This window comes from Lichenicola cladoniae (assembly GCF_013201075.1).
GTDB lineage: Bacteria > Pseudomonadota > Alphaproteobacteria > Acetobacterales > Acetobacteraceae > Lichenicola > Lichenicola cladoniae.
Window position 1 is genome coordinate 938,515 of record NZ_CP053708.1, and the last position, 24,917, is coordinate 963,431.

The 24,917-nt window shown below is 62.9% G+C and carries 26 protein-coding genes; 15 read left to right on the forward strand and 11 right to left on the reverse strand.

Going from position 1 to position 24,917, the window contains the following annotated elements; all coding sequences use genetic code 11:
- Positions 1-189: 189 nt before the first annotated feature.
- The 8 genes from HN018_RS04185 to HN018_RS04220 are packed head-to-tail and all read left to right on the forward strand — an operon-like array spanning position 190 to position 7,761.
- Positions 190-1,323 (forward strand): ABC transporter substrate-binding protein, encoded by a 1,134-nt coding sequence (locus HN018_RS04185; RefSeq protein ID WP_171837463.1) that lies wholly within the window; start codon positions 190-192, stop codon positions 1,321-1,323.
- A gap of 10 nt (positions 1,324-1,333) precedes the next feature.
- Complete coding sequence (locus HN018_RS04190) at positions 1,334-2,833, forward strand: sugar ABC transporter ATP-binding protein (RefSeq protein WP_171837464.1); 1,500 nt, start codon at positions 1,334-1,336, stop codon at positions 2,831-2,833.
- 12 nt (positions 2,834-2,845) lie between these two features.
- Positions 2,846-3,811, forward strand: a complete 966-nt coding sequence (locus HN018_RS04195; RefSeq protein WP_171837465.1) for an ABC transporter permease — start codon at positions 2,846-2,848, stop codon at positions 3,809-3,811.
- Positions 3,808-4,776, forward strand: coding sequence for an ABC transporter permease (locus tag HN018_RS04200; RefSeq protein WP_171837466.1), 969 nt, complete (start codon positions 3,808-3,810; stop codon positions 4,774-4,776). Before HN018_RS04195 ends, HN018_RS04200 begins: the two co-directional genes overlap by 4 nt.
- A gap of 13 nt (positions 4,777-4,789) precedes the next feature.
- Positions 4,790-5,569 (forward strand): SDR family NAD(P)-dependent oxidoreductase, encoded by a 780-nt coding sequence (locus tag HN018_RS04205; protein ID WP_171837467.1) that lies wholly within the window; start codon positions 4,790-4,792, stop codon positions 5,567-5,569.
- A gap of 11 nt (positions 5,570-5,580) precedes the next feature.
- Positions 5,581-5,868 (forward strand): YciI family protein, encoded by a 288-nt coding sequence (locus HN018_RS04210; protein ID WP_171837468.1) that lies wholly within the window; start codon positions 5,581-5,583, stop codon positions 5,866-5,868.
- A gap of 26 nt (positions 5,869-5,894) precedes the next feature.
- Entirely contained in the window at positions 5,895-6,662 is a 768-nt protein-coding gene (locus tag HN018_RS04215; RefSeq protein ID WP_171837469.1) for an SDR family NAD(P)-dependent oxidoreductase, read from the forward strand.
- 10 nt (positions 6,663-6,672) lie between these two features.
- Positions 6,673-7,761: a zinc-binding dehydrogenase gene (locus tag HN018_RS04220; protein WP_171837470.1), complete on the forward strand. Its 1,089-nt coding sequence runs from the start codon at positions 6,673-6,675 to the stop codon at positions 7,759-7,761.
- Positions 7,762-7,806: 45 nt separating this feature from the next.
- Here the strand turns inward: HN018_RS04220 and HN018_RS04225 are convergent, their stop codons facing one another.
- The 6 genes from HN018_RS04225 to HN018_RS04250 are packed head-to-tail and all read right to left on the reverse strand — an operon-like array spanning position 7,807 to position 14,412.
- Positions 7,807-8,601 carry an SDR family NAD(P)-dependent oxidoreductase gene (locus tag HN018_RS04225; RefSeq protein ID WP_171837471.1) on the reverse strand — a complete coding sequence of 265 codons (795 nt, stop codon included), beginning with the start codon at positions 8,599-8,601 and terminating at the stop codon, positions 7,807-7,809.
- A 14-nt stretch (positions 8,602-8,615) separates the two neighbouring features.
- Positions 8,616-9,596 (reverse strand): ABC transporter permease, encoded by a 981-nt coding sequence (locus tag HN018_RS04230; protein ID WP_171837472.1) that lies wholly within the window; start codon positions 9,594-9,596, stop codon positions 8,616-8,618.
- A gap of 55 nt (positions 9,597-9,651) precedes the next feature.
- Positions 9,652-11,169 carry a sugar ABC transporter ATP-binding protein gene (locus HN018_RS04235; RefSeq protein ID WP_171837473.1) on the reverse strand — a complete coding sequence of 506 codons (1,518 nt, stop codon included), beginning with the start codon at positions 11,167-11,169 and terminating at the stop codon, positions 9,652-9,654.
- On the reverse strand, positions 11,166-12,191 hold the full coding sequence (locus tag HN018_RS04240; RefSeq protein ID WP_171837474.1) for an ABC transporter permease: 1,026 nt from the start codon (positions 12,189-12,191) through the stop codon (positions 11,166-11,168). Before HN018_RS04240 ends, HN018_RS04235 begins: the two co-directional genes overlap by 4 nt.
- A 16-nt stretch (positions 12,192-12,207) precedes the next feature.
- Positions 12,208-13,314 (reverse strand): sugar ABC transporter substrate-binding protein, encoded by a 1,107-nt coding sequence (locus HN018_RS04245; RefSeq protein WP_171837475.1) that lies wholly within the window; start codon positions 13,312-13,314, stop codon positions 12,208-12,210.
- 39 nt (positions 13,315-13,353) lie between these two features.
- Entirely contained in the window at positions 13,354-14,412 is a 1,059-nt protein-coding gene (locus HN018_RS04250) for a ketopantoate reductase family protein (protein ID WP_171837476.1), read from the reverse strand.
- Between the two features lie 528 nt (positions 14,413-14,940).
- Here HN018_RS04250 and HN018_RS04255 point away from each other — a divergent pair.
- The gene (locus tag HN018_RS04255) at positions 14,941-15,999 is read left to right on the forward strand and encodes a LacI family DNA-binding transcriptional regulator (protein WP_171837477.1); all 1,059 of its coding nucleotides are present in this window, start codon (positions 14,941-14,943) and stop codon (positions 15,997-15,999) included.
- A gap of 32 nt (positions 16,000-16,031) precedes the next feature.
- On the opposite strand, the gene HN018_RS04260 is transcribed toward HN018_RS04255, so the two are convergent.
- From HN018_RS04260 to HN018_RS29215, 3 genes are all read right to left on the reverse strand, one after another.
- Positions 16,032-16,316 (reverse strand): YciI family protein, encoded by a 285-nt coding sequence (locus tag HN018_RS04260; protein WP_171837478.1) that lies wholly within the window; start codon positions 16,314-16,316, stop codon positions 16,032-16,034.
- Positions 16,317-16,520: 204 nt separating this feature from the next.
- On the reverse strand, positions 16,521-16,757 hold the full coding sequence (locus HN018_RS29360) for a LysR substrate-binding domain-containing protein (protein ID WP_408886749.1): 237 nt from the start codon (positions 16,755-16,757) through the stop codon (positions 16,521-16,523).
- Positions 16,676-17,107, reverse strand: coding sequence for a LysR substrate-binding domain-containing protein (locus HN018_RS29215; protein ID WP_408886750.1), 432 nt, complete (start codon positions 17,105-17,107; stop codon positions 16,676-16,678). The genes HN018_RS29360 and HN018_RS29215 overlap by 82 nt, the downstream gene beginning before the upstream one ends.
- Before the next feature lie 88 nt (positions 17,108-17,195).
- Here HN018_RS29215 and HN018_RS04270 point away from each other — a divergent pair, with 88 nt between their 5' ends.
- Genes HN018_RS04270 through HN018_RS04280 form a run of 3 tightly spaced genes read left to right on the forward strand, consistent with a single transcriptional unit; the run spans position 17,196 to position 19,709 of the window.
- The gene (locus tag HN018_RS04270) at positions 17,196-17,753 is read left to right on the forward strand and encodes an MFS transporter (protein ID WP_171837479.1); all 558 of its coding nucleotides are present in this window, start codon (positions 17,196-17,198) and stop codon (positions 17,751-17,753) included.
- The gene (locus tag HN018_RS04275) at positions 17,750-18,745 is read left to right on the forward strand and encodes an LLM class oxidoreductase (protein WP_171837480.1); all 996 of its coding nucleotides are present in this window, start codon (positions 17,750-17,752) and stop codon (positions 18,743-18,745) included. The genes HN018_RS04270 and HN018_RS04275 overlap by 4 nt, the downstream gene beginning before the upstream one ends.
- A gap of 55 nt (positions 18,746-18,800) precedes the next feature.
- On the forward strand, positions 18,801-19,709 hold the full coding sequence (locus tag HN018_RS04280; protein ID WP_171837481.1) for an EthD domain-containing protein: 909 nt from the start codon (positions 18,801-18,803) through the stop codon (positions 19,707-19,709).
- 331 nt (positions 19,710-20,040) lie between these two features.
- Here HN018_RS04280 and maiA read toward each other — a convergent pair whose 3' ends face one another.
- The gene (gene maiA, locus HN018_RS04285) at positions 20,041-20,712 is read right to left on the reverse strand and encodes a maleylacetoacetate isomerase (protein ID WP_171837482.1); all 672 of its coding nucleotides are present in this window, start codon (positions 20,710-20,712) and stop codon (positions 20,041-20,043) included.
- 384 nt (positions 20,713-21,096) lie between these two features.
- Positions 21,097-22,134 (reverse strand): SDR family oxidoreductase, encoded by a 1,038-nt coding sequence (locus HN018_RS04290; protein WP_171837483.1) that lies wholly within the window; start codon positions 22,132-22,134, stop codon positions 21,097-21,099.
- Positions 22,135-22,433: 299 nt separating this feature from the next.
- Between HN018_RS04290 and HN018_RS04295 the strand changes: the two genes are divergently transcribed.
- Genes HN018_RS04295 through HN018_RS04305 form a run of 3 tightly spaced genes read left to right on the forward strand, consistent with a single transcriptional unit; the run spans position 22,434 to position 24,889 of the window.
- A complete protein-coding gene (locus HN018_RS04295; RefSeq protein ID WP_171837484.1) occupies positions 22,434-23,162 on the forward strand; it encodes a GntR family transcriptional regulator in 729 nt (242 codons plus the stop codon).
- Between the two features lie 16 nt (positions 23,163-23,178).
- Complete coding sequence (locus HN018_RS04300; protein WP_171837485.1) at positions 23,179-23,967, forward strand: SDR family oxidoreductase; 789 nt, start codon at positions 23,179-23,181, stop codon at positions 23,965-23,967.
- A gap of 43 nt (positions 23,968-24,010) precedes the next feature.
- The gene (locus HN018_RS04305; RefSeq protein WP_171837486.1) at positions 24,011-24,889 is read left to right on the forward strand and encodes an SMP-30/gluconolactonase/LRE family protein; all 879 of its coding nucleotides are present in this window, start codon (positions 24,011-24,013) and stop codon (positions 24,887-24,889) included.
- The last annotated feature ends 28 nt before the right edge of the window (positions 24,890-24,917 follow it).

The following is a 24,917-nucleotide window of genomic DNA, read 5'->3' on the forward strand; positions in this document are numbered from 1 at the left end:
ACCTATGCCGAGCCTGACGATAAGCTGTCGGGCGCGACCGAACAGCCCCCAGATATCCATTTTGGACAAATTCACTATTCTGCGGTGAGCGTCTCGTTCCTAGTGTCGTTATCAACAAACTCGGCAAAGAAATCAGCCGCTCCGAGGCTGAGCAAGCCGTCAATAGACCGTATCTGGGAGGTCTCGGGAATGAAATCCACCAATTTGGTGCTCTGCAGCATTGTGCTGTCCGGAGTGGCGGCGCAAGCGGCCGCGGCACGTGGTTATGAGGGCGCTCCGCGAACGGAACTGTTCAATCCGTCATTGAGCAGCTGCATACGCGACACGAGTGCCTACAAGAAGGCGCCGCCTTACGTGATCGGGTTCAGCAATGCCGGGCTTGGGGATAGCTGGCGCGTCGTGGCGCTCGACGAACTGAAGCAGGGCGCGCAAGACCACAAGGATGTCATCAAGAAACTGATCATCACCGATGCCGGTCATGACGACGCCAAGCAGGTTTCGGATGTGCAGGACCTGGTGTCGCAGGGCGTGGACTTGTTGATCGTGAGCGCCAATACCGAAAAGGCGCTCGATCCGGTCGTCACCCGCGCGATGAAGCGCGGCATTCCGGTCGTCATGCTGGATCGCCGGATCTCGTCGGATCACTTCGTAACCTATGTGAACGCATCCGACCCCTTGATGGGTCGTATCTGGGCGCAATGGATCGTCGAGAAGCTGCATGGCAAGGGCAACGTCGTCATGCTTGGCGGACAGGCCGGCTCGAGCCCGAACGAAAACCGGATGAATCCCGCGCTCGAGATATTCAAGCAATATCCCGGTATTCACATCCTCGACACCGTGTATTCCGACTGGAGCCCGGTCAAGGCAAAGCAGGTCATGCAGGCTGTCATTGCCAAGTATGGCCATACGATCAATGCCGTCTGGTCCGCTCACGGCCTGCAGGTTCCCGGCTCGATCGAGGCGTTCGTCGAGGCCGGCTTCAAGCCCGGCGAGATCCCGATGCATACGACGGCCGACATCAACGGCGCGCTGCAGATGGCCGTCAAATACAAGGTGCCGATGCTCGAAGTCGGCGATCCGCCTGCCCAATATCGGCTCGCGGTCTCGGTGGCGCTGAAGGTTCTGGCGGGCGTGCCCGTGCCCTGCGTGGTGACGGTCAACTCGCAGATCGCGGTCACGCCGGGCGACGAGACACCGTCGGTCAAGGGCGATCTGCCGTTCCAGGACATGATCGTTCCGAACGGGCCGCCCGATATGCTGATCACCAACGACCTCGGCCCGGCCTACAGCCCATCCACGGCGCACATCGACTACCCGCATTAGGAACACGACCATGCTGAGCGTGCAGAACATCAGCAAGGCGTTTCCCGGCGTGCAGGCGCTGTCGGACATGCGGCTGGATGTACAGGCCGGGGAGATCCATGCGCTGGTCGGCGAGAACGGCGCAGGCAAGTCGACGCTGACCAAGATCATCGCCGGGGTTCAGCAGCCGGATGCAGGCGAGATGACCCTCGAAGGCAAGCCGGTGCACTGGAGCGGGCCTGCGGCCGCGAAGGCGGCGGGGGTGCATGTCATCTACCAGGAGTTCGTCCTGTTTCCGCACCTCTCGGTCGCCGAGAATATTTTCATCGGGCAGTACCGGCGCAACCGGTTCGGCGCGGTCGATCATGCGGCGACCGAGCGCGCTGCGGCGGAGTTGATGGCGCGGCTCGGGGTAGAACTCGAGCCGTGGCGCATGGTCGGCGAGCTGACGGTGGCGGACCAACAGATGGTCGAGATCGCCAAAGCACTCGTCGACAGGCCGAAGATCCTGATCCTGGATGAGCCGACGGCGGTCATTGCCGGGCGGGAGGTGGAGGCGCTGTTCGAACGCCTGCGTCTGCTGCGCGATGCCGGTGTCGCGATCATCTACATCTCGCACCGGCTGGAAGAGATCTTCTCGCTCTGCGACCGCGTCACGGTGGTGAAGGATGGGCACTGGATCGCCACCCAGCGTGTCGACGAGGTGGATCGCGACCGCCTGGTGACCCTCATGGTCGGGCGCGACGTCACACAGCTGTTCCCGCCGCGTGCCCCGGCATCGCAGGCCGCATCGGCTCCGGTGGTGCTGCAGGCACACGATATCAGGCAGGGGCGCCGGGTTCGCGGCGCGTCCATAGAACTGCGCGCAGGGATCGTGACCGGACTTGCCGGCATGGTCGGCGCGGGCCGGTCGGAACTCGCGATGGCCATCTTCGGCGGCCTGCCGATGGAAGGCGGTCGCGTGTCGATCGACGGAACCGTGTTCAAGCGCATGACGCCCGCGATCGCGATCAGGCAGGGCATCGGCTTCGTGACCGAGGATCGCAAGGGCGAGGGATTGGCGATGTTGCAGGACGTGGCAGCGAACATCTCGGCCGCCAGCCTGGGCGCCGTTGCATCCGGAGGCCTGCTGCGGAACGCGGAGGAACGGGCGATGGCGATGGCCGATATCGGCTCGTTCCGGATCGCCTGCAGCGGCCCCGGCAATCCGGTGGCGACGATGTCCGGCGGCAACCAGCAGAAGGTACTGATCGCCAGGTGGGCGCATACCTGCCGGCGCGTGCTGATCCTGGATGAGCCGACGCGCGGCGTCGATGTCGGCGCACGCACCGAGATCTACCGGATCATGCGCGAGCTGGCCGCACGCGGGATCGCGATCCTGATGATCAGCTCCGAACTGCCGGAGATCGTCGGGATGTCGGACCGGGTCTACGTGATGCGCGAAGGTCTCGTCGCCGGGCTGCTCGAATCCGACGAGATCAACGAGGAGGCCGTGGTGGATCTCGCCACTCGGCATCGGCAGGCGGCCTGAGGAGCAATGAGCATGTCGGACGTCGCGACCCGGCGACCCCGTCGGAGGATCTCGGAAGGCGCGGCTCGCCTGTTGATGGTGCTCGGGCTCATGGCGGCGATCGTTGTCACCGGCGCGGTGGTGACGGATCGTTTCCTGCGACCGGAGAACTTCGCCAACATATTCGAGCAGGCGACCGACCTGGCGCTCGTGTCGCTGGGGCAGTCGCTGACGGTGCTGACCGGCGGTATCGATCTGTCGGTCGGCTCCGCGATCAGCCTGCTTTCGGTGCTGACTTCCGGGCTGATCGACGGCAACAGCAGCATGGTTCTTCCCGTGTGTCTCGGCGTGCTCGTCGGCGGCACACTGATCGGCGTGCTGAACGGCTGCGGCGTAGTCTGGCTGCGTGTGCATCCGCTCATCGTTACGCTGGGAATGGGGGCAGTCCTGCAGGGTGTGGCCCTGCTCTATACGCGCGTGCCGGTCGGGAGCATCCCGGATGGGTTTGATGGACTTGCCTACGGCCGGGTTGCCCGGATCTCGATCGGCGGCGCAATCACCGTCGCGATGTTCGTCCTGGTCGCGCTGTTCCTGCACCGCACCAACACCGGACGCATGATCTATGCGCTCGGCGATGACAGCCACGCGGCGCGCCTGCTCGGCATGCCGGTGCGGCGACTGACCCTGCTGGTCTATGGCGCATCGGGATTCTTCAGTGCGGTGACGGCGATCTATCTCGTCTCCCGGTTCGGCTCCGGACAACCCTATACGGGGGTGGACTATACGCTGTCCTCGGTGACGCCGGTGGTGGTCGGTGGCATCGTCCTGAGCGGGGGCAGGGGATCGGTGTTCGGTACGCTGCTTGGCGCGTATCTGCTGGCGCTGCTCAACAACCTGCTGAACTTCCTGCACGTCCCGACACAGATCCAGCTGATCGCGGAGGGCCTGATTATCATGGCGGCCGTCGCCATCCATGTCGAGCGTGCGAGGCGGGCATGACGGTTTCCGTTGAACATGCCAGGCCGGGTCGCGGTGCGGCATTAGCCGGGCTGATGCCGGCGCTGTCGCGCTACGGTATCTACCTGTTCGTGCTGGTGTTCCTTCTGGTGGCGGCGATCGCGGCACCCGCGTTCTTCAGCCGCAGCAACCTGTCGAACCTCGTGCTTCAGATCGTGCCGCTGGCGATCGTAGCCTGCGGGCAGGCGGTGGTGATCCTGGTCAAGGGCCTGGACCTCTCTGTGTCTTCCGTGATGGCAACGGCGGCGGTCGTCGCCACGAGCTTCAGCGGGCACAATGCCGACATCCCGATGATCGTCCTGGTCTCGATCGGGATGGGCCTGTCGGCGGGGCTGGTGAACGGCTTCCTGGTGGTCAAGCGCAACGTGTCGCCATTCCTGGCGACACTGGCGACGATGATCGTCCTGCAGGGCCTGCGATTTGCGTGGACGCATGGAGCACCGTCCGGATTGATGCCGCCGCTGCTGCACCGGATGGGCGCCGGCACCTGGGGCTTCGTACCGGTGAACCTGCCGGTGCTGCTCGCGGTGGCGATCCCGCTGGCGTTCGTGCTGCATCGCACGACGCTTGGACGTCGCGTGGTGATCACCGGCGGCAATTCGATGACGGGGCGGCTCCTGGGCTATCCGGTGGATGCGATCGTCATCGGCGCCTACGTGGTGTCCGGCGTTCTGGCTGCGATCGCCGGGATCGTACTCGGCGGCTACGCGCAGATCGTCGACAACTGGGTGGGGCGCGGCTTCGAGCTGGACAGCATCGTGGCTGCGGTGCTGGGCGGCTTCGCGCTATCGGGCGGACGGGGAACCATCGCCGGCGCGATCGCCGGCAGCGTCGTGCTCGCGTTGGCGGCCAATATTGTCCTGCTGATCGGGCTACCGGTGCAGTTCCAGATCATCCTGAAGGGCTTGGTCATAGTCTTCGCGGCTGCGGCCTATGCGAAGCGTTGAGGAGGAAATAGGCATGGCGTATCTCGGGACCGATCTCTACCGCCTGGACGGCAGGGTCGCCGTGGTGACCGGGGCTGCCCGCGGCATCGGCGAAACCATCGCGCGGCAGCTCGGCGCGCTGGGTGCGACGGTGGTGCTGACCGACCTCAATCCGGACGTCGAGGCGACGGCGCGCCGCCTGTGCGACGAGGGACTCAGGGCGGACTGGCTGGCATTCGACGTGACCGACGTGGCTGCAGTGCAGGCAGCGTCCGAGACGATCCTGGCAAAGCACGGGCGGGTCGATGCGCTGGTGGCCAATGCCGGCATCAGCCTGGAGCGGAATGCGATCGAGCATACCCAGGAGGATTGGCGACGGGTGATGTCGCTCAATCTCGATGCGGTATTCTTCACGACGCAGGCATTCGCGAAGCCGATGCTCGCACAGGGGAACGGCGCCATCGTGCTCATTTCCTCGATATCCGGCGTGGGGATCTCGAAGCCGGAGCGCCATGTCAGCTACGACGTCTCGAAGGCCGGCGTCGCGCATATGGCGCGCTCTTTGGGAGTCGAATGGGCCAAGCGCGGCGTTCGCGTCAACGCGGTCGGCCCGGGCTACACCGATACCGAGATGCTCGCCGATGTCGGACGGTCCCGGCCGGAAGTCATGCAGGCCTGGCTCTCCGACATTCCGACGGGACGAATGCTCCGCCGGGAGGAGATCGCCTCCGTCGTCGGCTTCCTGCTTTCGGATGCGGCGTCCGGCGTCACCGGGCATTTGATGATGGCCGATCACGGCTATTCGGTTGGATAGGAGACGAGATCATGCATTTTGTTGTTCATTGCCTGGATAAGCCGGGAATGGTCGAGACGCGGCTCGCACATTACGACGCCCACAAGGCGTATCTCGGAACGCAGCCGATCGACATCATCATCTCCGGACCGCTGGTGCAGGATGACGGCGCCACGATGATCGGCAGCTTCTTCCTGGTGCAGGCCGACACGCGCGACGAGGTCGCGACGTTCAGCGCCAACGATCCGTTCCAGGCAGCCGGGATCTGGCAGCAGGTGCTGATCCATCCGTTCATCAAGCGGGTGGACAAACGGACCTGATCGCAGCGGCAGCGAGGGAGCAGAGCATGGGCCGACTTGAGGGAAAGGTCGCCATCGTGACCGGTGGTGGTACCGGGATCGGAGAGGCCACGTGCCACCGCTTTGCCCAGGAGGGCGCGCAGGTGGTGATCTTCGAGATCCAGGAGGAGGCCGGCGAGGAAACCGCATCGGCGCTTCGGAGCGCGGGCTATGAGGCGGACTCGATCCGGGTCGACGTCACCCGGGAGGAGGACGTCGCTCGCGCGGTCGCGGATACGATGGCGCGACGCGGCCGGATCGACATCCTGATCAACAATGCCGGGATCCCGGGAGCGAACAAGTTCACCCACGAGCTGACAGTGCCGGAATGGGAGCAGGTGTTCGCGGTGAACGTGCGCGGCCCGTTCCTGTGCAGCAAGCACGTGCTGCCGCACATGATGGCGGCGCGCCGCGGCGCGATCGTGCATTTCTCGTCGATCTATGCGCTGATCGGCAACGACGATCTTCCGCCCTATCACGCGACCAAGGGGGCGATCCTGTCGATGACGAAGACCGATGCCATCTGCTACGCACCCTTTGGGATCAGGGTGAACTGCGTTCATCCGGGATCCGTCAAGACACCTCTCTTCGTCAAGGCGGGGCAGACCTATCCTGGTGGCTACGAAACCTACCTGGCGATGATGCAGGCGAAGCATCCGCTTCCTCTGGCCGAGCCGGTCGACATCGCCAATTGCGTGCTCTTCCTCGCCTCCGATGAGGCCCGCTTCGTGACCGGCGCCAGCCTGGTTTGCGATGGCGGCTACACCGTTCAGTAGGAACACCAAGATGCAAGCTGTACGCTTCCATACCAAACGCGATATCCGCGTCGAGGACGTAGCCGAGCCGGAGAGCGAGCTGAAGCCCAACGAGGTGCTGATCGCACCGCTCTTGTGCGGCATCTGCGGTACCGATCTGCATGAGTTCGTTGCCGGCCCGATCGTGACGCCGATTGAGCCCAATGCGCTCACGGGGGCAGTATTACCGCAGATCCTCGGCCATGAATTCTCCGCGACGGTGTTGCGTGTCGGCAGCGCCGTCACCCATGTCGTGGAAGGCGACCGCGTGTCGATCCAACCGCTGATGGCGCCGGAAGATGATTTCTATGCGAGGCGCGGACTGTTGCATCTCTCCGAGACGCTTGGCGTCATCGGCCTGTCGCACCCCTGGGGCGGCATGGGCAAGCGCGCGGTAGTCGATGCACGGAACGTCATCCCGATCCCGTCGACGCTGTCCGACGCGCAGGGTGCGCTGGTGGAACCGGCAGCCGTGGCGGTCTATGCGGTCGACCGCAGCCGGCTCAAGGCAGGTGGCAGCGTGCTGATCTCCGGCGCCGGGCCGATCGGCGCTCTGGTCGTGCTGGCAGCGAAGATGGCAGGCGCCAGCACGATCATCGTGTCGGAGCGCAATCCGGCACGGCTGGACAAGGCGGCCGCGCTGGTCCCGGGCGTAATCGCGGTCAACCCGGATCTCGAGGACCTCGTCGCGGTGGCGCGCAAGCATTCCGAGGGTGGGGCCGGCGTGGATGCCGCCCTGGAATGCGTGGGGGCGGAATCTTCGTTGAACGCTTGTGCGAAAGCGGTTCGGCGGCAGGGCGTGGTGGTCCAGGTCGGGTTGCACACGAGGCCGGCGCAGGTGGATCCGATGTTCTGGGCACTGAAGGACATCAGTCTCGAAGCCACGTGGTGCTATCCGGTGCAGATCTGGCCGCGCATCGTGTCGATGATGGAGTCCGGGAGTTTCCCGGTCGAGAAGATCGTGAGCGCCGAGATCCCGATGCAGGATGTGGTCGGCAAGGGGTTCGAGCGACTGCTCGATCCCGGCGGCCGCGACTTGAAGATCCTCGTGCGCGTCAACGAGCCGGCAGCCAGCGCCTGATCCCGGACGACGCTGGCGAACCTGACGGCGGGGCGATCCTCGCCGTCAGGTGAACCGGCAACCGCCATTCACATCCAGCGTCGCGCCGATGAAGTACCCGGCATCTTTTGTCGAAAGGAAATGGATCGCGGCCGCAATCTCTGCAGTTTCCGCGGGCCTGCGCATCGGGATCTTGCTCCATTCCGATGCACGCATTTCTTCTTCCGAAATTCCGCGTGCCTTCGCTTCCATCGCCAGCGCGTCGAAATGCATCGGGGTGTTGATGTTGCCCGGCGCCACGCCGTTTACCCGGATGTCCGGCGCAAGCTCGGCCGCGATGCTCTGGGTCAGCGAAATCATTGCGGCCTTCGAAGCGCAATAAGCGCTGAAGAAAGCGTGGCCCTCGCGGCCCCAGAAGCTGGACACCAGCACGATCGACGGATCTTTCGCTTTGCGAAGCAGCGGCAGGGCCCGGCTGATGAGATGCACGTTCGCACGGACATTGATGTTCTGCACGCGGTCCCACACCGCCATGTCCATGGCCTCGATGCTGATCGCACGATGGTTGATGGCAGCGATCAGTCCGAGGAACCCCAGCGGGATGCCTGTCGCCGCGGCGGCGGCGATCACCGCGTCGATGCCGTCGTCGGTGGTGAGGTCGGCGGTGACGCCGAAGCAGGGACGGCCCGACTCAGTCGCCAGTTTTGCCGCCAGGTGCTCGACCTCGGGGACGCGATCGCACATGAGGACCGACCAGCCGGCCTCGGCGAAGCGCGTGGCGGCGGCGCGTCCGACCTCTCCGGCGGCACCGGTGAGAAGAGCGAGCTTGCGATCCTGAATCGTGTCCACGTGATCGGTCATGGGACGGTCTCCATTCATTTGATGACGCCGAGCTTGTTGCGCTCGGTGGTCAGCGCCACGGCGACGAGTGCGGCCAGCCCGAAGATGATGTTCTGCGCGGTCGGGGCGACGCCGATGATCACCGATACGATGCGCAGCCAGGACGTGATGAGGCCGCCGACCACTGCTGCGAACAGGCCGCCGACCCCGCCGGAAATAGCAGTGCCGCCGAGCACGACGCCGACGATGGAGAGCAGCAACAGGTTTCCGGCCAGGGTGGGTGAGCTGAACGATGTCACCGAGACCAGGAACAGGCCCGCCATCGCGGCACAGCCGGAGGCGATGGAAAAGATCAGCGTGCGGGTCATGCGGACGTCGACGCCCGACATCAGGGCAGCCGTTTCGCCGCTCCCGAGCGCATACACATCGCGCCCGAAGCGGGTGAAGCGCATGACCACGCCGAGCACCGCCACCATCACCACCAGCATGACGGCGGTATTCGGCAGTCCTGCGGTGGTGCCGCTCAGATAATTGACCAGGGCGTCGTCCGACGGCAGCGGTTCGGCCGTCGCATTGGACAGCAGCAGCGCCAGGCCCACGAGGATGCTGAGCGTGGCGAGCGAGACGATGAAGGACGGCAATTGCAGCCAGTGATGCACGAAGCCCTGCGCCGCGCCAAAAACCAGCGCGATCAGGACGACGATGACGGAGCTCCATGGGCCGAAGACCGGATTAAGCACCACCACCAGCACGCCGGCGATGGAGGCGACGCCGGCGACGGAAAGGTCGATGCTACCGGCCAGGATCGGGAACGTGCCGCCGATGACCAGTGCGATGATCGGTGTGGCGTCGGAGAGGAAGCTGACCATGGAGTCGGGCTGCAGCACGCCAGGCGCTATGGCAGCACTTGCGGCGACCAGCAGGATAAGGAAGGCAAGCGGCCCGAGACTCCTGACCAGGTGCAGCCGGCTGGCGATGGTGTCTCGAAGGCCTTTCCGGCCGAATTGTGATATCATGTCGTTCCTGCTTCCACTCGATGCGACGGCACGACCGCTTGACGCGGTGTGTGGCTCAGACCATGGCCGCGACGATTTCTTCTTCCCTCGGCAGAGTGCCGGAGGACGGTTCGAACTGCGCGGTGACTTCGCCATCGCGCATCACGACGATCCGGTCCGACAAGTCGAGCAGTTCTGCGATCGTGTCCGCAACGAAGATCACGGATAGTCCGTTGCTGACCTGTTCACGAACGACCTCGAACAGATCGTCGCGCGCACCCGGATCGAGGCCCCGGCTTGGATGGTCGAGGAGCAGAAGCCGCAGGTTCTTCGCGAGGAGCCATTTCGCCAGCACGATTTTCTGCTGGTTGCCGCCGCTCAGACTCGAGATCGCGGCCGAAGCCTTGTTCATCTTGACCTTCAGGCGGGACATCCAGTTCTGCGCGACCTCGCGCTCTCGGCGCCGGTTCAGAATACAGGATCTCCAGCCGTACTCGCTGCCGAAGGTGATGACCGCGTTCTCTGTCAGGGACCGGCCCGGCAGCATGCCCTCGGCGCGCCGGTTGGCGGGAAGATAGCCGATTCCCTGCCTGACGGCCGAGCGCGGACCGTTGATCTTCAGGACCTTGCCGTCGAGAAGCACATCACCCGAATCAGGCTTGATGACGCCGAAAATGGCCCGGCAGAGCTCCTCCGCACCGGATCCGAGCACGCCCACGATTCCCAGGATCTCGCCGCGGCCGAGCCGGAGCGTGACATCCCGGAAATGGGGATGGCTCGTGAGTCGATTGACCTCCAGCAGCGGCGTGCTTTCGCGGGCGGAGCGCTTCTGGTTCCGAATGGCCGGATCGACCCGCTGGCGACCAACCATGAGTTCGTATAGCTCTTCCCGGTCGATCGAAGACGTCGATCGCTCGGCCATCTTCCGGCCGTCGGTCAGAACGATGACACGATCGCTGATCTCCAAGACCTCTTCCAGACGATGCGAGACGAACACGATACTGGCGCGCGCACGCAGCCGGTTGATCTGGGCGAACAGCGAGCGGATCTCGTCCGGCGTCAGCAGGGAGGTTGGTTCATCGAACAGGATGAGAGGCGGCTTATCCACCATCTCCTCGATGGCTAGCACCTTGGCGAATTCGACCTGCTGCCTTTCGGAAAAGCGAAGATCTTCCACCAGGATCGTTGTCGGGATGTCGACCGACAGTTTATCGAGCTGTGCCCGTGCAGCTGCATTCAGCGAAGACCAGCGATACAGCCCCATTCTCTTCGATGCATGCGCCTTGTCGAGGAAGATATTCTCCGCGACCGTGAGATTTGGAATCAGGGACTGTTCCTGATGGACCATGCCGATGCCGTATCGTGTCGCGGCGGCTGCCGAGTCCAGCACGATCTTCTCGCCGTCGAGCCGGATCTCTCCGGAGTCCGGAAGAGCCAGGCCGGACAGGATCTTCAGGAGCGTCGACTTGCCCGAGCCGTTTTGCCCAACCAGGCCGACGACCTCGCCCACCCGGATCTCGAAATCCAGTGCCTCGAGAGCGACGACGGGACCGTAGGCCTTGCGTACGCCATGCAGCGTGATGGTGCCGCTCATTTCACAACCCTCAGGATGCCGCGACGACGCCAGCCGCCGATGGCCACGGCTGCAAGGATAATGACTCCGCTGATGATGTTGCGGGTATAGGGTCCGGCGCCTATCTGGATCAGGCCGTTATTGAGGACTTCGAGGATCAGGGCTCCCAGTGCCGACTGTACCGCGCCGCCTCGTCCGCCGGTCAGCACCGTGCCGCCGAGCACCGAGGCGCTGACTGCGGGAAACAGATGGCCATCACCGATGTTGGTGTTGCCGCTCCCGAGCTGGGCGGAAAGAAGCAGGCTACTGATCCCGGCGAAGAGGCCGCTCAACGCGAAGGCGGCGATCTTGATCCGTTTAATGCGGATGCCACTTGCCGCCAGTAGGCCTTCTTCACCGCCGATCGCATAGATCATGCGCCCGAGCCTGGTAAAATACAGGATGAGCTGAGCGATAACGACCAGGAAGATCGCAATATAGACGACAAGACTGAAGTTCAGGATCCTGGTCTGTGCCAGGCCAAGGAGCAGACTGTCCCGTATCTGCGGGACACGTTGCGGAAACAGCACCGCGGCTACGCCGAGTCCGATGAACCAGGTGCCGAGCGTGACGATCAGCGACGGCATGCGGAGAACTGCGTTCAGGATGCCGCTGAATACGCCGAAGCCGATGCTGACTAGAAGGGCCACCCCCAGGCCTGCCGCACCCCAGTTATTCGCGTTCACACCGTTGGCCACGAGAAGGGCAGCCACCATGCTGGTGGCTGCCATCACGCCTTCGACGGATAGGTCGATCGCACCCATGATGAGAACGAAGGAAATTCCGGCCGCAATGATGGCCGGAACCGCCGCTGCCTCGATCACCGATCGGAGATTCGCCGCAGTAAGGAATGTCCCGCTGCTCAGCTGGAAGCCGATAGCCAGGATGACCAGAGCAGTGACCGGGCCGGCGATCTGGGCCCACGCCGTCCGGCTGCCCAGCATCCGCAGGCGCCGGATCGATCGAGCCCCGACCTTGCCGGTCGTGCTTTGGGACATACCCATCGAACCTCCTTCGGGCCTATTTATTGTCGTTCGCTCCTACAGGAATTTGGCCAGCGGAGTCCTTCCAGAAATCTTTCTTGATATCCGCGTAGGTGTATTTCGGCTGGTCGCGCTTTAGGGCCAGATACTTGTCGACATTGTCTTTCGTGACCGGCTCCTGCTTGAGGTAGAAATCCCTCTGTGCATGGGTCAGCTTTTCCGGGTCGATATCACCGATCGCCGCGCCATATGCGAGCGACATGGACACGGCACCCTGCAGGACAGGATCGTTCCAGATGGTCACCAGCATGTCGCCGTTCTTGACCATCTCCAGGCCGATGTTCGATCCGTCGGAGCCGGTCACCAGGGTCTTGCCGTTAAGACCCTTCTCCTTGAGCGCTGCGACGGCGCCGCGCGCCATCGCGTCATTGGATGCGAATATGCCCTTGAGATCGCTGCCGTAATGCGCGAGCCAGGCGCGCGTGACATTCTGCGCCTTGGTTTCCTGCCAGTCCGCCACCTGGGTATCGACGAGTTTCAGCCCGGGGCATTCGGCCAGCGCCTTCTTCAGGCCCCTGATCCGCTGGTAGGCGGGCGGGGTGGACGGGACTCCCTCGATGGCAGCGATCTCGCCCTTGCCGCCGAGCGCCTTGCAGAGCGCCATTCCCTGATCATAGCCGGACTCGACACCATCGAAGGACGTATGCGCAACCCAGTATTGCGGATCGGTATCCCAGGGGTGGATGTCCTCGGGTCGGTTCCAAAGCGTTACGATCCGCACCTTGGCTTTTGCCGATCTGGCCACGACGGCCTTGACGAAGGCGTTCGAGGACGGGTCGGTCGCCAGGGCACATTCATGGCAGCCGGTGGCGTAGGTGGCGCCAAGCTGGGCGAGAAGCTGGTCACCCTGATAGTTGCTGGTCAGCACGACAGGACTCTTGCCGAGCGAGTCCGCAATGTCGTGGACGCCCTGGAGATATTCGGACCAGTATTCCGACGCGGTCTCGTCGATCCCGACGATCAACTTGCCGCCCTTCGCTTCCGCGGCGTCGCTTCGCGCCGACGGAACGACCGCCGTTATGGCAAGAGCCAGACAACAGAGCAACGTGTTGCGGAACCCGCCAGATTTGATGTGTGCCGACATCGGCCGTTTCCCTTTGTTATTGACGGATAAAAAAGCCTGTTATTGCGGCCTGACCGTTCGAAGAGTCTCCACGAGAAGACTGGCATTCTCTCTTTCGAGCGGAATCTTGCCGGTCTCGATCTCCAGCGCGACCTGGACGACGCGCTCGTTCATGGGCGCGGCCTGACCGTGCGCGGCAAGGATATCCACGACCCAGCCGTTAACTTCCTTGATCTCGGCACGACGCCCTTTCCGCCAATCCTGAAGGGACGTGGTCAAGGTGTCCTGGCTGGAGAAGGTAGTCAGCACCATCTCGAAGATCTGGTCGACATAGCGCTCGGGATCGTTGGTGGTGATCGGAGGCATGCCGATGATGGGCACGATTTTCGACCCATCCGCCAGGGCGGCACGCATCGCCTCGTAGCCAGCTTCGCGCATGACGTCGAGCATGCCGGGATAACGGGCGGCATCGGCAAGGGGCATGTCGATGATGGCCGACGGGATGAGCTCGGCAGCGTTGACGACCAGCTTCATCCATTTTGCGGAGCGGATATCGTCGGTGACTTCGACGGTTCCGGTGCACCGCAGCAAATCCGCGACGGCCTCGACCCGGTCCTGCGTGTTCGGATCGAGGGCACCCATGGCGAACCAGGACGTATCGTGGTCGTTTTCCCGGTTGGTCGTGCCCGGCACCCACATGTTCGAGGCGATCTCGATGACGGCCCCGATAGTCCGCTCCCGGCCGACGATGCCGGCGATGTCCTCGTGCGTCATGCCGTTCTGCAGCCCCACGACAAGGCCGTCAGCCGCAAGATAAGGCTCGATCAACTGGCAGGCCCATTTGGTGTCGTAGGCCTTCACGACAATGAAGACTATGTCAAAGGGCACTTTGACTTCGGCCACCTGACACAGATGCAGAACAGGAACACGGACGTTGAAACTTCGGGTCGGGAGATTGACCGTTATTCCATGCTCGCGGATCGCCTCCACATGCTCGGGCCACTGCTCGATGAAGGTCACGTCGTGGCCGGCGGCGGCGAAATCGGCTCCTATCGATGCGCCCTGCGCACCGGTGCCGAGAAACGCGATCCGCGGTGACGCCTTTTGTGTCTGATCCATGTATTTCTCCAAATGGACGCGCAGCGCGAACCCATACTTGGCCAGGAAAGTCGAACATGTTGTCGGGACGTGCCGTCAGGCCCCGTGCACGCTCGAGTGAGACTTGATGTCAAGGCACCGGGCCGCGGAAACAGGGCGTGTTCGCCCTGGACGCGGCATCTCGCCTCGCCCCGTGTTCAAGCTCATGACGCCTCCCCGGCGCTGATCCTTCGCACTGTTTACCAGCGCGTTGCCGGATCGTTATGTCGACATCCAAACCGAGTCAAGAGCAAACCTTTGCGCAAAACGGCGATAGGCATGTTCACGAGGTGCTGGTATCGGACGCATGCGCAGTTAGGGGATCGGCGTCGCTTCGGCGATCGCCGCGGTCAGCCCCGAGATGGTGAGCTGTCGCGTTTCATCTTATACTTTGTCATGCAATTGCGGGCGTGTCATCGATGATAAAAACCACTTTGGGAGCGGTTGAGCAGCATGCGACGTCCGACCGGTAAGGAAACCAACAGGCGGTCACGGGCCACCATCGTCGATGTGGCGACCAAGGCCGGCGTGCATGTATCGACGGCGTCGCGCGCGCTCAATCCGAAGTCCGAACATCGGATTTCCAGCAAGACCGTCAGCAAGATCGAGCGGATCGCGGAGCAGCTCGGTTACAGCGCCAACCCGCTTGCCTCGAGCCTGCGGACACAGCGAACCGGCACAGTGGGCCTTGTCGTTCCCAATCTGAGTGACCCGCTCTTTGGACCGATCATCGCATCTGTGCAGGAACGTGTGGCTCGGGATGGTTACATCACGTTCGTCGCCAGCTCCGACTATAAGCCCGAAAAGCTGTTGTCGATTATCCAAACGATGGCTCGACAGCATGTTGCCGGGCTTGTGATCGCAAGTTTCGACCTGAACGATCCCGCGGCCGACCTCTGTGTCGAAATGGGAATCCCCACGGTCGCATTGCTCCGAGACCCACGGCACCCCGACCTGTCCTCAATCGCCATGGATGACGAGAAGGGTGTCGAGGCACTGGTGGACTACATCCTGGGCCTGGGACACAAAGCGGTCGCATACATCACTGCTCCATTGGCGGCATCGACCGCTCAGAACCGACTGGCCGGCTTTGTTGCCGGCTCAAAGCTTCCGAAGGCGGCTGGCTGCAAGTTCGAGGTCATAGAGTCCCAGGCGTATGACATCGAAGAAGGCGAGCGGATCATGAAGACAATGCTCGCGAACGGTCTCGAGGCGACGGCGATCCTGTGCTTCAACGATCTGCTGGCGGTCGGCGCTCTTGTCGCGTTGAAATCGGTCGGGATCTCATGTCCGGAACGGATCTCGGTCACAGGGGTCAACGACCTGCCATTTGCGGCTCTTCTGACACCGCCGCTCACGACCCTCCACAATGCCGGGCGTAGGCTTGGCCAGGAGGGAGCCGAGCTTCTGATCAGGCTTATCGAAAAAGGAGACTGTCCGGTCGAACACATCCTGTTTCCATCCCATATCGTGATCCGGGGCAGCACGGGGCCGGCGCCGAAAGCTAGGCAGAGCGACGATAATCGGGCCACTAAAGTTCGCCGCAAACCGACGTCCGGGAAGATCTAGATGTCGCCGAAGAGGACAAGCCCGGACGCCTGTTAGACGACCTGCCCAATCGTGACACGCCCTTCGGAGAAGCTGATGCGGTCGTAGATGCCATGCATGACGAACGGATCCTTGGCGCAGACTGCTTTCATCGTCTCGATGTCGGGCGCGTCGGCAATGACGATGGCACCGGTCTGAACACCTTCCTGATCGAAAATCGGACCCGACTGGAGAATAGTCAGGGCGCCGCTCCGCAGGAACGCCTTGTGCGCTTCCAGCAGGTTCGCTCGGTCGATGTTTCGATCCGGCGAGGAATACGCGATCCTGACGCAGATCATTGAGAAACGCTTCCATCAGCCACTAGAAACTCCTTCAACACAGTGAAATATGTCCAGCGTGGCGTTTCAAAGTCTTTCAGCCTGACCTCGCCATGCGCCGACCGCTCGCCGGGACTGCACCAGACTCTGGGACTATCGCACCGCGCAGGGCCAGAACAGCCTGCTCGCCCACCATACTCCTAGCAAGGCTTGGTAATGCACGCGTCAGTCTATACGCAGATCACCAGCGAACAGCTTGATGAGCGCGTCCACCTGCGGCTGCAATCGTCTACTTTTGGGCCATACGATATCGAGACCCAAGCCATCGGTTGCCAATTCGGGCAATATCTCGACCAACTCGCCGCTCCGAAGCTCGGCCTCTATGAGCCAGGTCGCCAGTTGCGCAATGCTAAAAGCCGCCTTGACCGCGTAGACCTGCGCCTCTGCGCTGCCGAGAAACATGCGCCCGTCCATAGGGCGTCGTTCTGAGGGTCGGGCCTCACGTGCGAAGCGCCATGTGATCGCGCTGCGGTCCGTCTTGCCGTACAGAATGCAGGCATGATGCAGCAGGGCTTCTTCCGAGGTGGGTGCGCCGTGGCGGGCCAGATACTCGGAGCGGCGAAAAGCGTCACCCGCTCGATGCCGAGGTGAAGGTGTCCCAGGGTATCGGGCCAGACGTCCGGTGCGCCAATGCGCACGGCGACATCTATGCCGTCCTCGGCCACGTCGACGACACGATCGGTGAAGGTGATGCAGGGTCGAAGATGAGGGTGTCTCTCGACGAACTGCAGGATCAGGGGAAGGACCCGCATCCGCCAGCGAGACCGCCGGCTAGTTTACCGGTCCAGATCACGCCTGCGAGCCGATCTCCCACGTGTAAAAAGGCATTCGGCAGCCCTAGTGTTCGGCATCCCGCTTGGTACCCTGGCGGCCTCCACGATCGGCTGGCGCGGCACGTTCTGGAGCCTCTCCGGCCTGTCGATCCTGGTGGCGATCCTGTTGGCGCTCACCTGCCCCAGTCTGGCGCGACCGGAGCGCGTTCGTATTGCCGAACAGCTTCGTATCCTCCGGGACCCGTTTTTCGTCGGCCGCAACCCGCTTGGCGCCACGCTGCTGACAGTGGCGATACTGGCTCTGGGCATGATCGCGGTTCCGGCGCCGGCAGGCTCCACGATCGGACTGCTGCTCGGGATGGCGGTCTGGGGCATTGCGAATGCGGCGCTCTACCCCATCTGCCAGGTTCGCGTGATGAAATCCGCTGTCCACGCCCAGGCTCTGGCCGGAACGTTGAACGTCGCCATGGCCAATGCCGGCATCGGACCAAGCGCCATCTTCGGCGGTCTTGCCCTCCGGCATTTCGGGCTCTGGAGTCTTGGATGCGTTGCGGCCGCAATTGCGGTCCTGGCGATGGCAACAGTGCCGATTGTCGCACGCCTGGGCAGAGGAGCCGGCCGATGAGCAACGTTCTGTCGACCACGACCCCAACCACCAGTAACGATCTCGCCGACCACCGTGGCTACGCCCGCGTGTTCCAACCCGGGCACTTGACCGTCGGCTTCATAGCCCCGCTCGAGGGCTATCCGGACAGCCCGGGCCCGACGCTGAGGGACCACGACATCATGATCCGCAAGGCCGACGACCTCGGTTTCGCAGCGCTCTGGCTTCGCGACGTGCCGTTCTACGACCCGCACTTCGGCGACGTCGGCCAGGTGATCGATCCCATGGTCTACGCCGGCTGGATCGCGGCGCAGACCCGCAGGATAACGATCGGTACCGCCGGCATCGTGTTGCCGCTGCGCGATCCGCTGATCGTCGCCAAGCAGGCGGCGAGCATCGACCAGCTTACCGGCGGCCGTTTCCTCCTGGGGCTATCGTCCGGCGACCGCCCCTCCGAGTTTGCCGCGTTCGGCGCCGATATCGGGAACCGTGCCGCCCGTTACCGAGACGGCCTGTCGGTCATTCGCGCAGCAACCGAAACGCGCTTCCCGACCCTGGACTCCGAATTCTACGGCAGGCTGGACGGAAGCCTCGATCTCGTCCCGAAGCCGGTCGGGCCGCGTCTGCCGATCCTGGCGATCGGCCGGGCGGGTCAGACGCTCGACTGGATCGGCACCGCCACCGACGGCTGGATCTGGCACCTCAGCGATGCAAGGAGATTGCCGGACGTGATTGCGCATTGGAGGCAGGCTTCGCCGGACGAGCAGTTCAAGCCATATGGCTACGGAGCAATGTTCGACCTGTCGTCGAATCCCGATGCGCCGCTGCAAATCGGCGGCGGTATGCGGGGTGGACGAAACGCCTTGCTCGACCACTGGCAGCGGCAACGAGACGAGGGCGTGAATCACATCGCCCTGAACCTGAAGCCGATCCGGCGGCCCGCCGGCGACGTGATGGATGAGCTTGCCGCCTACATCCTTCCCCATTTCCCAACGCCGGGCGCGGCCAGTTAGCCCCTCCGCCATCGGTTCCCACTGCTGCCGTTGAACCACAAACTCAGGTAACGTCATGACACTGCAAAATTACGCCACTCGCGACGAGTCCATCCGCATCAATTCCTACACGACGGTCCTGCGCCGAAACGACGTGCCACACGATGTTTTTGCGACCTATTGGCGCGACGTGCATGGCCCGCTCTGTTCCAGGATCCCCGGCCTCGCCTGGTATGTCCAACACCATTTCAGCCGTGAGCAGGATGCGCATCTATGGCCGGAGGTCGATGGTGTTACGCCGTTGCCGGGTTACATCCTGGATGGCGGGGTGGAGATCGGCTTTGCCGATGTGGCGGACCAGGCCGTGTTCAAAGACGCCAGTTCCATCCTGTTCTCGGACGAACAGAACATGTTCGCCGAGACGCTGGCTTACGATTTGCCGAACGGGTCGATGACCCTCCTAGATCGATGGGCCGATCCCGCCCCGAACGGTAAGGACGGTCTCGACCGCATTCACCTGCATTTCAGCCCGCGGCACGACGATATCGCCGCTTTTCAGACCTTCTTGAAGGATGATCTGGCGGCGACCTTGGCGGCTTCGCCCGAGGTCTGGAAAGTGCGGCTGCATTTGCCAGCGCAGTACGACAACGCGGCGCCGAGCCCGCCGGCCCCGAACGTCGCGCATTTTGCATCTTCGGAGCGCACGCATCTGGCCGTCATGGAACTAGCCTTCGCCAACCCCCTCGCGAGGCGGGCCTTCTACGCCTCGGAGGAGTTTCAATCGACCGTCGCCGCTCAGGGCCGCCACATCCGGCATGCCTCCGCCTTCGCGGTCAGTGGTGTCTACACCTACGTGCGGAACAAAACACTGACCACGGCCGGTTTGCGAGGTAGCCGCGCTGCTCAACTCATCGTACTGCTCGGGGCCAACAACCAGATTTCTCCGGACGTAGAGCACCTCCTGCAGTTTGGAACGAACCGGTGATGTGGCGTCGGTTTGATCAGTATAGCTTATCGAATGCGGATCGATCGTCTCGCTGTCTATGACCTCGATTGCCTCCCTTTGAGGAGCCACTGGATCAAGGCGGGGCTCATGCGTTGACGGACATTCCAGGCTGTCGCTCTCGGGAGGATCGTGCCAAGGTTCGTGGCCGAACGGGGTGCGCACTGGCGGCCTAGCTAAGCTGACCGCAAGACGATCTCGACGGACCGGTGCTGCTACGAGCGTCATTAAGCCTTATCCGAAATACAGGCTACGGCTAACGTTGGCCGTGGAGGGCCCGCCCGAGCCTTGCACGAGCGCGTCACCGGAATGGTCAATCCGGCGGCGCGCCCACCTGCCGCCGGGGCTCTGCGTTCGAAAAAGCCGTATGCGCCTCGCAGGCCCGCATGATCCGCTCGATGGTCGGGATGCCATCAACAGCAATGCCGAAGACACGCATCACTACAATAAGACTGGCTAGGCAGATGTCGGCCATGCCGATCGCATCGCCGTGGCAATAGATTCCGGTCCCGGGATCGCTGCTCAGCCGCTTCTCGAACGCTTGCAGGCCGGTGGTGAACCAGCGGGTTTGCCAGTCGCGCCATTGCGGGTCGTCGAAGCCGCCGGTCGTAGTCAGATACTTTTTCACCCGGGGAACGATGAGTGGATGGGTATCCGCCGCCAGCATCAACGACAATGATCGCACCCGAGCCCGGCCAATCGGATCGGGTGGTAACAGCGGTGGCTCTGGATGTATCTCGTCAAGATACTCCAGGATCGCCAGGGACTGGGTAAGCGGCAATGCATCGGTTTCGTGGTCGATCAATGCCGGGATGGCGCCGAGCGGATTGATTGCAAGAAAGGCGTCCTGCCGATGCTCACCAGCATCGATATTGATGATCCGCTCGGCCGCCGTGATCCCCTTGAGGGCCAGAGCCACCCTTACCCGATAGGTGGCCGAGGTGCGCCAGTAGGCGAATAGTTCGAAACGCGGCTTTGCAGTCATGCGGCTACATCCGGCAGTGGTCTCAGCGATATGCTCGGTGGCCCGTTCGGATGCAAGGGTTCGGCGCCGTTACCAGACCTGGACGGGCTGTACTGAAAATTCCACGCCTCCGATTGAAACTGGAGCCATCGGCCACGCTTCATCGATGCGTCAAAATTTGATGGCCAGCCCCGGCATCTGCAGTCAGAGATTGCCACCCAGAGAGTGCAGCGACGGAACGCTCGACGTTCGCCGATCAGGCGGGCTGATGCGCCCGCTGATGGATGATCGAGCACCAGGATCAGCTCGGACGTAGATTGCCGGTGAACAGACGAACAGCATCTGAACAGAACAGTGCTCGCGTCCGGAAGCGCGCGATGACAGTGCCGTCGATCACCAGAACCACTACCTCTTCTTGAGTGACCCAATGCCGACCGCTACGGCAAGCGGCGCTAATGCAGCCGCCGCTCCAAAAAGCGACGCCACGCCGAGGGCAGCTGCCAGTGCATTCCGTGACCGGCTCGTGACGAACTCGCGACCTGGCCGTTTCGTGCGCGCCGAGAAGGGACCGTCGACACCTGGATCGTCTTCATCGACATCGTAGAGGTTGCCGGGCGACGCCGGTGATATGGAGTGGTCCAGCTGTGCGTCCCACATTTTTGCAGCCTGCTTGTCCCCGAAGCCTGGTGCGATCGCCTGGATCGCCGCCATCTGCATGGTTGACCTGCCGACCCATATCTCACGTTGCGGGCTGGCGACCGCGGCAACGATCGCTGTTGCGCAGGCACGCGGATCGAAGACCGGGTCGGGTGCGTTCTGACCGGCGCCGGTATAGTTTCTGGCCCGTCTGAACTGCGGCGTGTTCACGGCCGGCAGGTAGATCGTCACCAGGCGGACATGCGACTTGTCGTGGATGAGTTCGGCCCTGAGACTGTCGGTGAAGCCACCGACCGCGCTTTTGGCGCCGCAATAGGCTGACTGTAGCGGGGCAGCCCGGATGGCCAGTCCGGACGAGACCTGTACGATTACGCCCCTGTCCCTGGTCTTCATGAGCTTCAAGGCCGCCAGCGTGCCGAACACCTGGCCGAGATAGGTGACTTCGGTAACCCGCCGGTAATCGGCTGGTGTGACTGAAACCGCCGGAGAGAGGACCGTCGCCATGGCGTTGTTCACCCAGGCCTCGATCGGACCAAGTTCGGCCTCGATCCGGGATGCCGCCGCGTGAACAGCATCGGCATCCGTGACGTCGCACGAGATACCGAGAACCTGGGCGCCGAGCGTCCGCAGTTCCGCCTCGGTGCTGCGTAGACGTGTCTCGCCTCGAGCCAGGATCGCGACAGACCATCCGTCCTGGGCAAAGGCGATCGCTGTCGCCCGGCCGATCCCCATGGTGCCACCCGTGATGACCACGACCTTGGGAAACGGTGTCTGTCGATGGGCCATGTTGCTACCTCGCGCTGTACCGCCATAACTCCCCAGGTCGCGATTTGTTTGCATCAGCAGTGGCATCACGAACCGGCCGAGGCGCTGATCGGCTCAGCATAAGCGCCCGGCCTGGGTCCGGCTCAGACTGTCGCGTCACCCCCTCAGTCGCGACGATCGTCGGCACGACATCGTCTTGAGAAGCTGAGCTGTGCGTCGCGGCGGCCGTCGCTTGTTGGCCGTCGCACTGCGACCTGAGCATGAACGCCGCACTTGACCTAACTAGATATGTGATCACAAATGCCGACCTGGAGGCGTTGATGAGCACCGTAATCCCGCTGCCGAAGCTACAGCCGGTCGTTCGAAACTCGATGTCCGAACAGGTCTATCGGCAGTTGCGCGACGGGTTGATGAGCGGCCGCTTCACTCCGGGACAGAAACTGACGATCCGCGGCTTGGCCGAGGCACTGGGTTCCAGCCCGATGCCCGTACGCGAGGCCCTTCAGCGCCTGCAGGCGGAGAACGCCTTCGACATGAGCGATTCGTCCCGCCTTCGGGTCGCGACTTTGACCGTCGACCAATTGCGGGAGGTCCGCGATGCCCGCGTTGCACTCGAGGGGCTCCTCGCCGAGAGGGCAGCATTACACGTGACGTCGGAAGACAAGTCAGTCTTCCTCGACCTCTACAAACGTATCCAGACCGCCGTCGATACCGACGACCAGCCTGGATACCTCTGGAACAATTTCGCCTTCCATCGTCGGATCTACCAGACAGCTAATGCCAGGCTGATCCTTTCGGTGGTGGAGAATTTCTGGCTGTTGATGGGCCCGTGTTTCGCGCTGGTCGCTCCGGATCATGCACACCTGCAGCGTTCGATGGACGCACACACGCGCATTCTCGAGGCGCTCGCAACTGGTGACGGCGCCGCTGCGCGGGCAGCTGTCACCGACGACATCATGCAGGCAGCCACCTCCCTGGAACGGTTGCTGCTTCGTCGTCACCATACGGACAAGAGCAGGACAGCGCTCAAACGCGCGAGCAAAATCTGAAAGGAGCCGTCTCAACATGAGCGTACTCGAACGCCTGAGACCCTACCCGGACATGTGCGTGATGATATCCGCCGGCGCCGCCGGGATCGGCAGGGCCTTGGCAGATGCCTACGTGGAAGCCGGGGCAACGGTGCACGTATGCGACGTCAGCGAGACAGCACTGTCCGCATTTCGGGAACGCCATCCCGGCTGCCTGGCCACGCAGGCAAACGTCGCGGATCCTGCGCAGATCGAAGCGGTGTTCCAGGCTCATGCCGAGCGGTTCGGCCGGCTCGATGTATTGATCAATAACGCAGGTATTGCCGGTCCGACCGGTGGCATCGATACCATGGACGACGAGGCCTGGAGCCAGACCGTCGAGATCAATCTGACCGCGCAGTACCGCTTCGCGCACCGCGCCGTTCCGTTGCTCAAGAACTCGTCGAAAGCGCATATCATTTGCATGTCCTCGGTCGCCGGGAGGCTCGGCTATGCATGGCGGACACCCTATGCGGCGACGAAGTGGGCGATCATCGGCCTCATGAAGTCACTCGCCTCCGAGCTCGGACCGGACGATATCCGGGTCAATGCAATTCTTCCCGGGATCGTCGAGGGGCCGCGGATGGACGGTGTCATCCGCGCAAGGGCAGAGCAGATCGGCTTGTCATTCAAGAAGATGCGCGAGGAATATCTTCAGAAGATCTCCCTCAAGCGCATGGTGACGGCCGAGGACGTCGCCGCCATGGCACTCTTTCTTTGCTCCCCGGCGGCCCGGAACATAACGGGCCAGGCCATCAGCGTTGACGGGAATGTCGAGTATCTGTGACGCCGCAGCAAGACGGTGGCAGACCAGGGATCAGGAGAAAACGATGGATATCGATATCGTTGTCGACGTGAAGACAACGCTTGGCGAGGGGCCGCTATGGGACGTCGAGCACCAGCGTCTCTACTGGATCGATAGTATCGACGGCCGTGTGTTTCGGAGCACTGCGGATGGAAGCGAGCTGAGGGCATGGGATGTAGGTGCCAAGATCGGGTCCATGGCACTCCGCCGTAACGGCGACCATGCTCTTGTCGCGCTGCAGACAGGACTACATGATCTCGATCTTCAGTCGGGCGAGCTGGAGTTGCTACATGCCCCCGAGAAAGATCTGCCGCGTAACCGGCTGAACGACGGAAAGGTCGATCGTGCAGGTCGGTTCCTGTTCGGCTCGATGGATATGCTGGAGGAGCAGGCATCGGGGCGCCTCTACAGGCTGGATCCCGATCTGTCCCTGCACGTCGTCGACGAGGGAATCATCGTATCGAACGGTCCCTGCTGGAGCCCGGACGGGACGCTGTTCTACTTCTCCGACACCTGGACCGGAGAGGTCTGGCAGTACGACTACGATGTCCTGACTGGGAATGCCGTCAACCGGCGGTGTTTCGCACATGTCGATCGGTCCGGGGGCGGGGCGGCCGATGGTGCTACGGTCGATGCAGACGGCTACCTCTGGCAGGCCCTGGTCTATGCCGGAAAGCTTGTCCGATACGCGCCGGACGGCACCGTAGACCGCATTATCGAGATGCCTGTCGCAAAGGTGACGAGCGTCATGTTCGGCGGTCCCGAACTCGATATCCTGTTCGTGACGTCGATGGCCAAGCCGCCCCTGCCGCGTTTTCCGGGCGATGGCCAGGCTCGTGGTTCGCTGTTCGCGATACGCGGGCTCGGGGTGCGCGGCATCCCGGAACCTCGCTTCGGCAGTTAGAGATTCTACTTCATGACCTGAGAGCCTC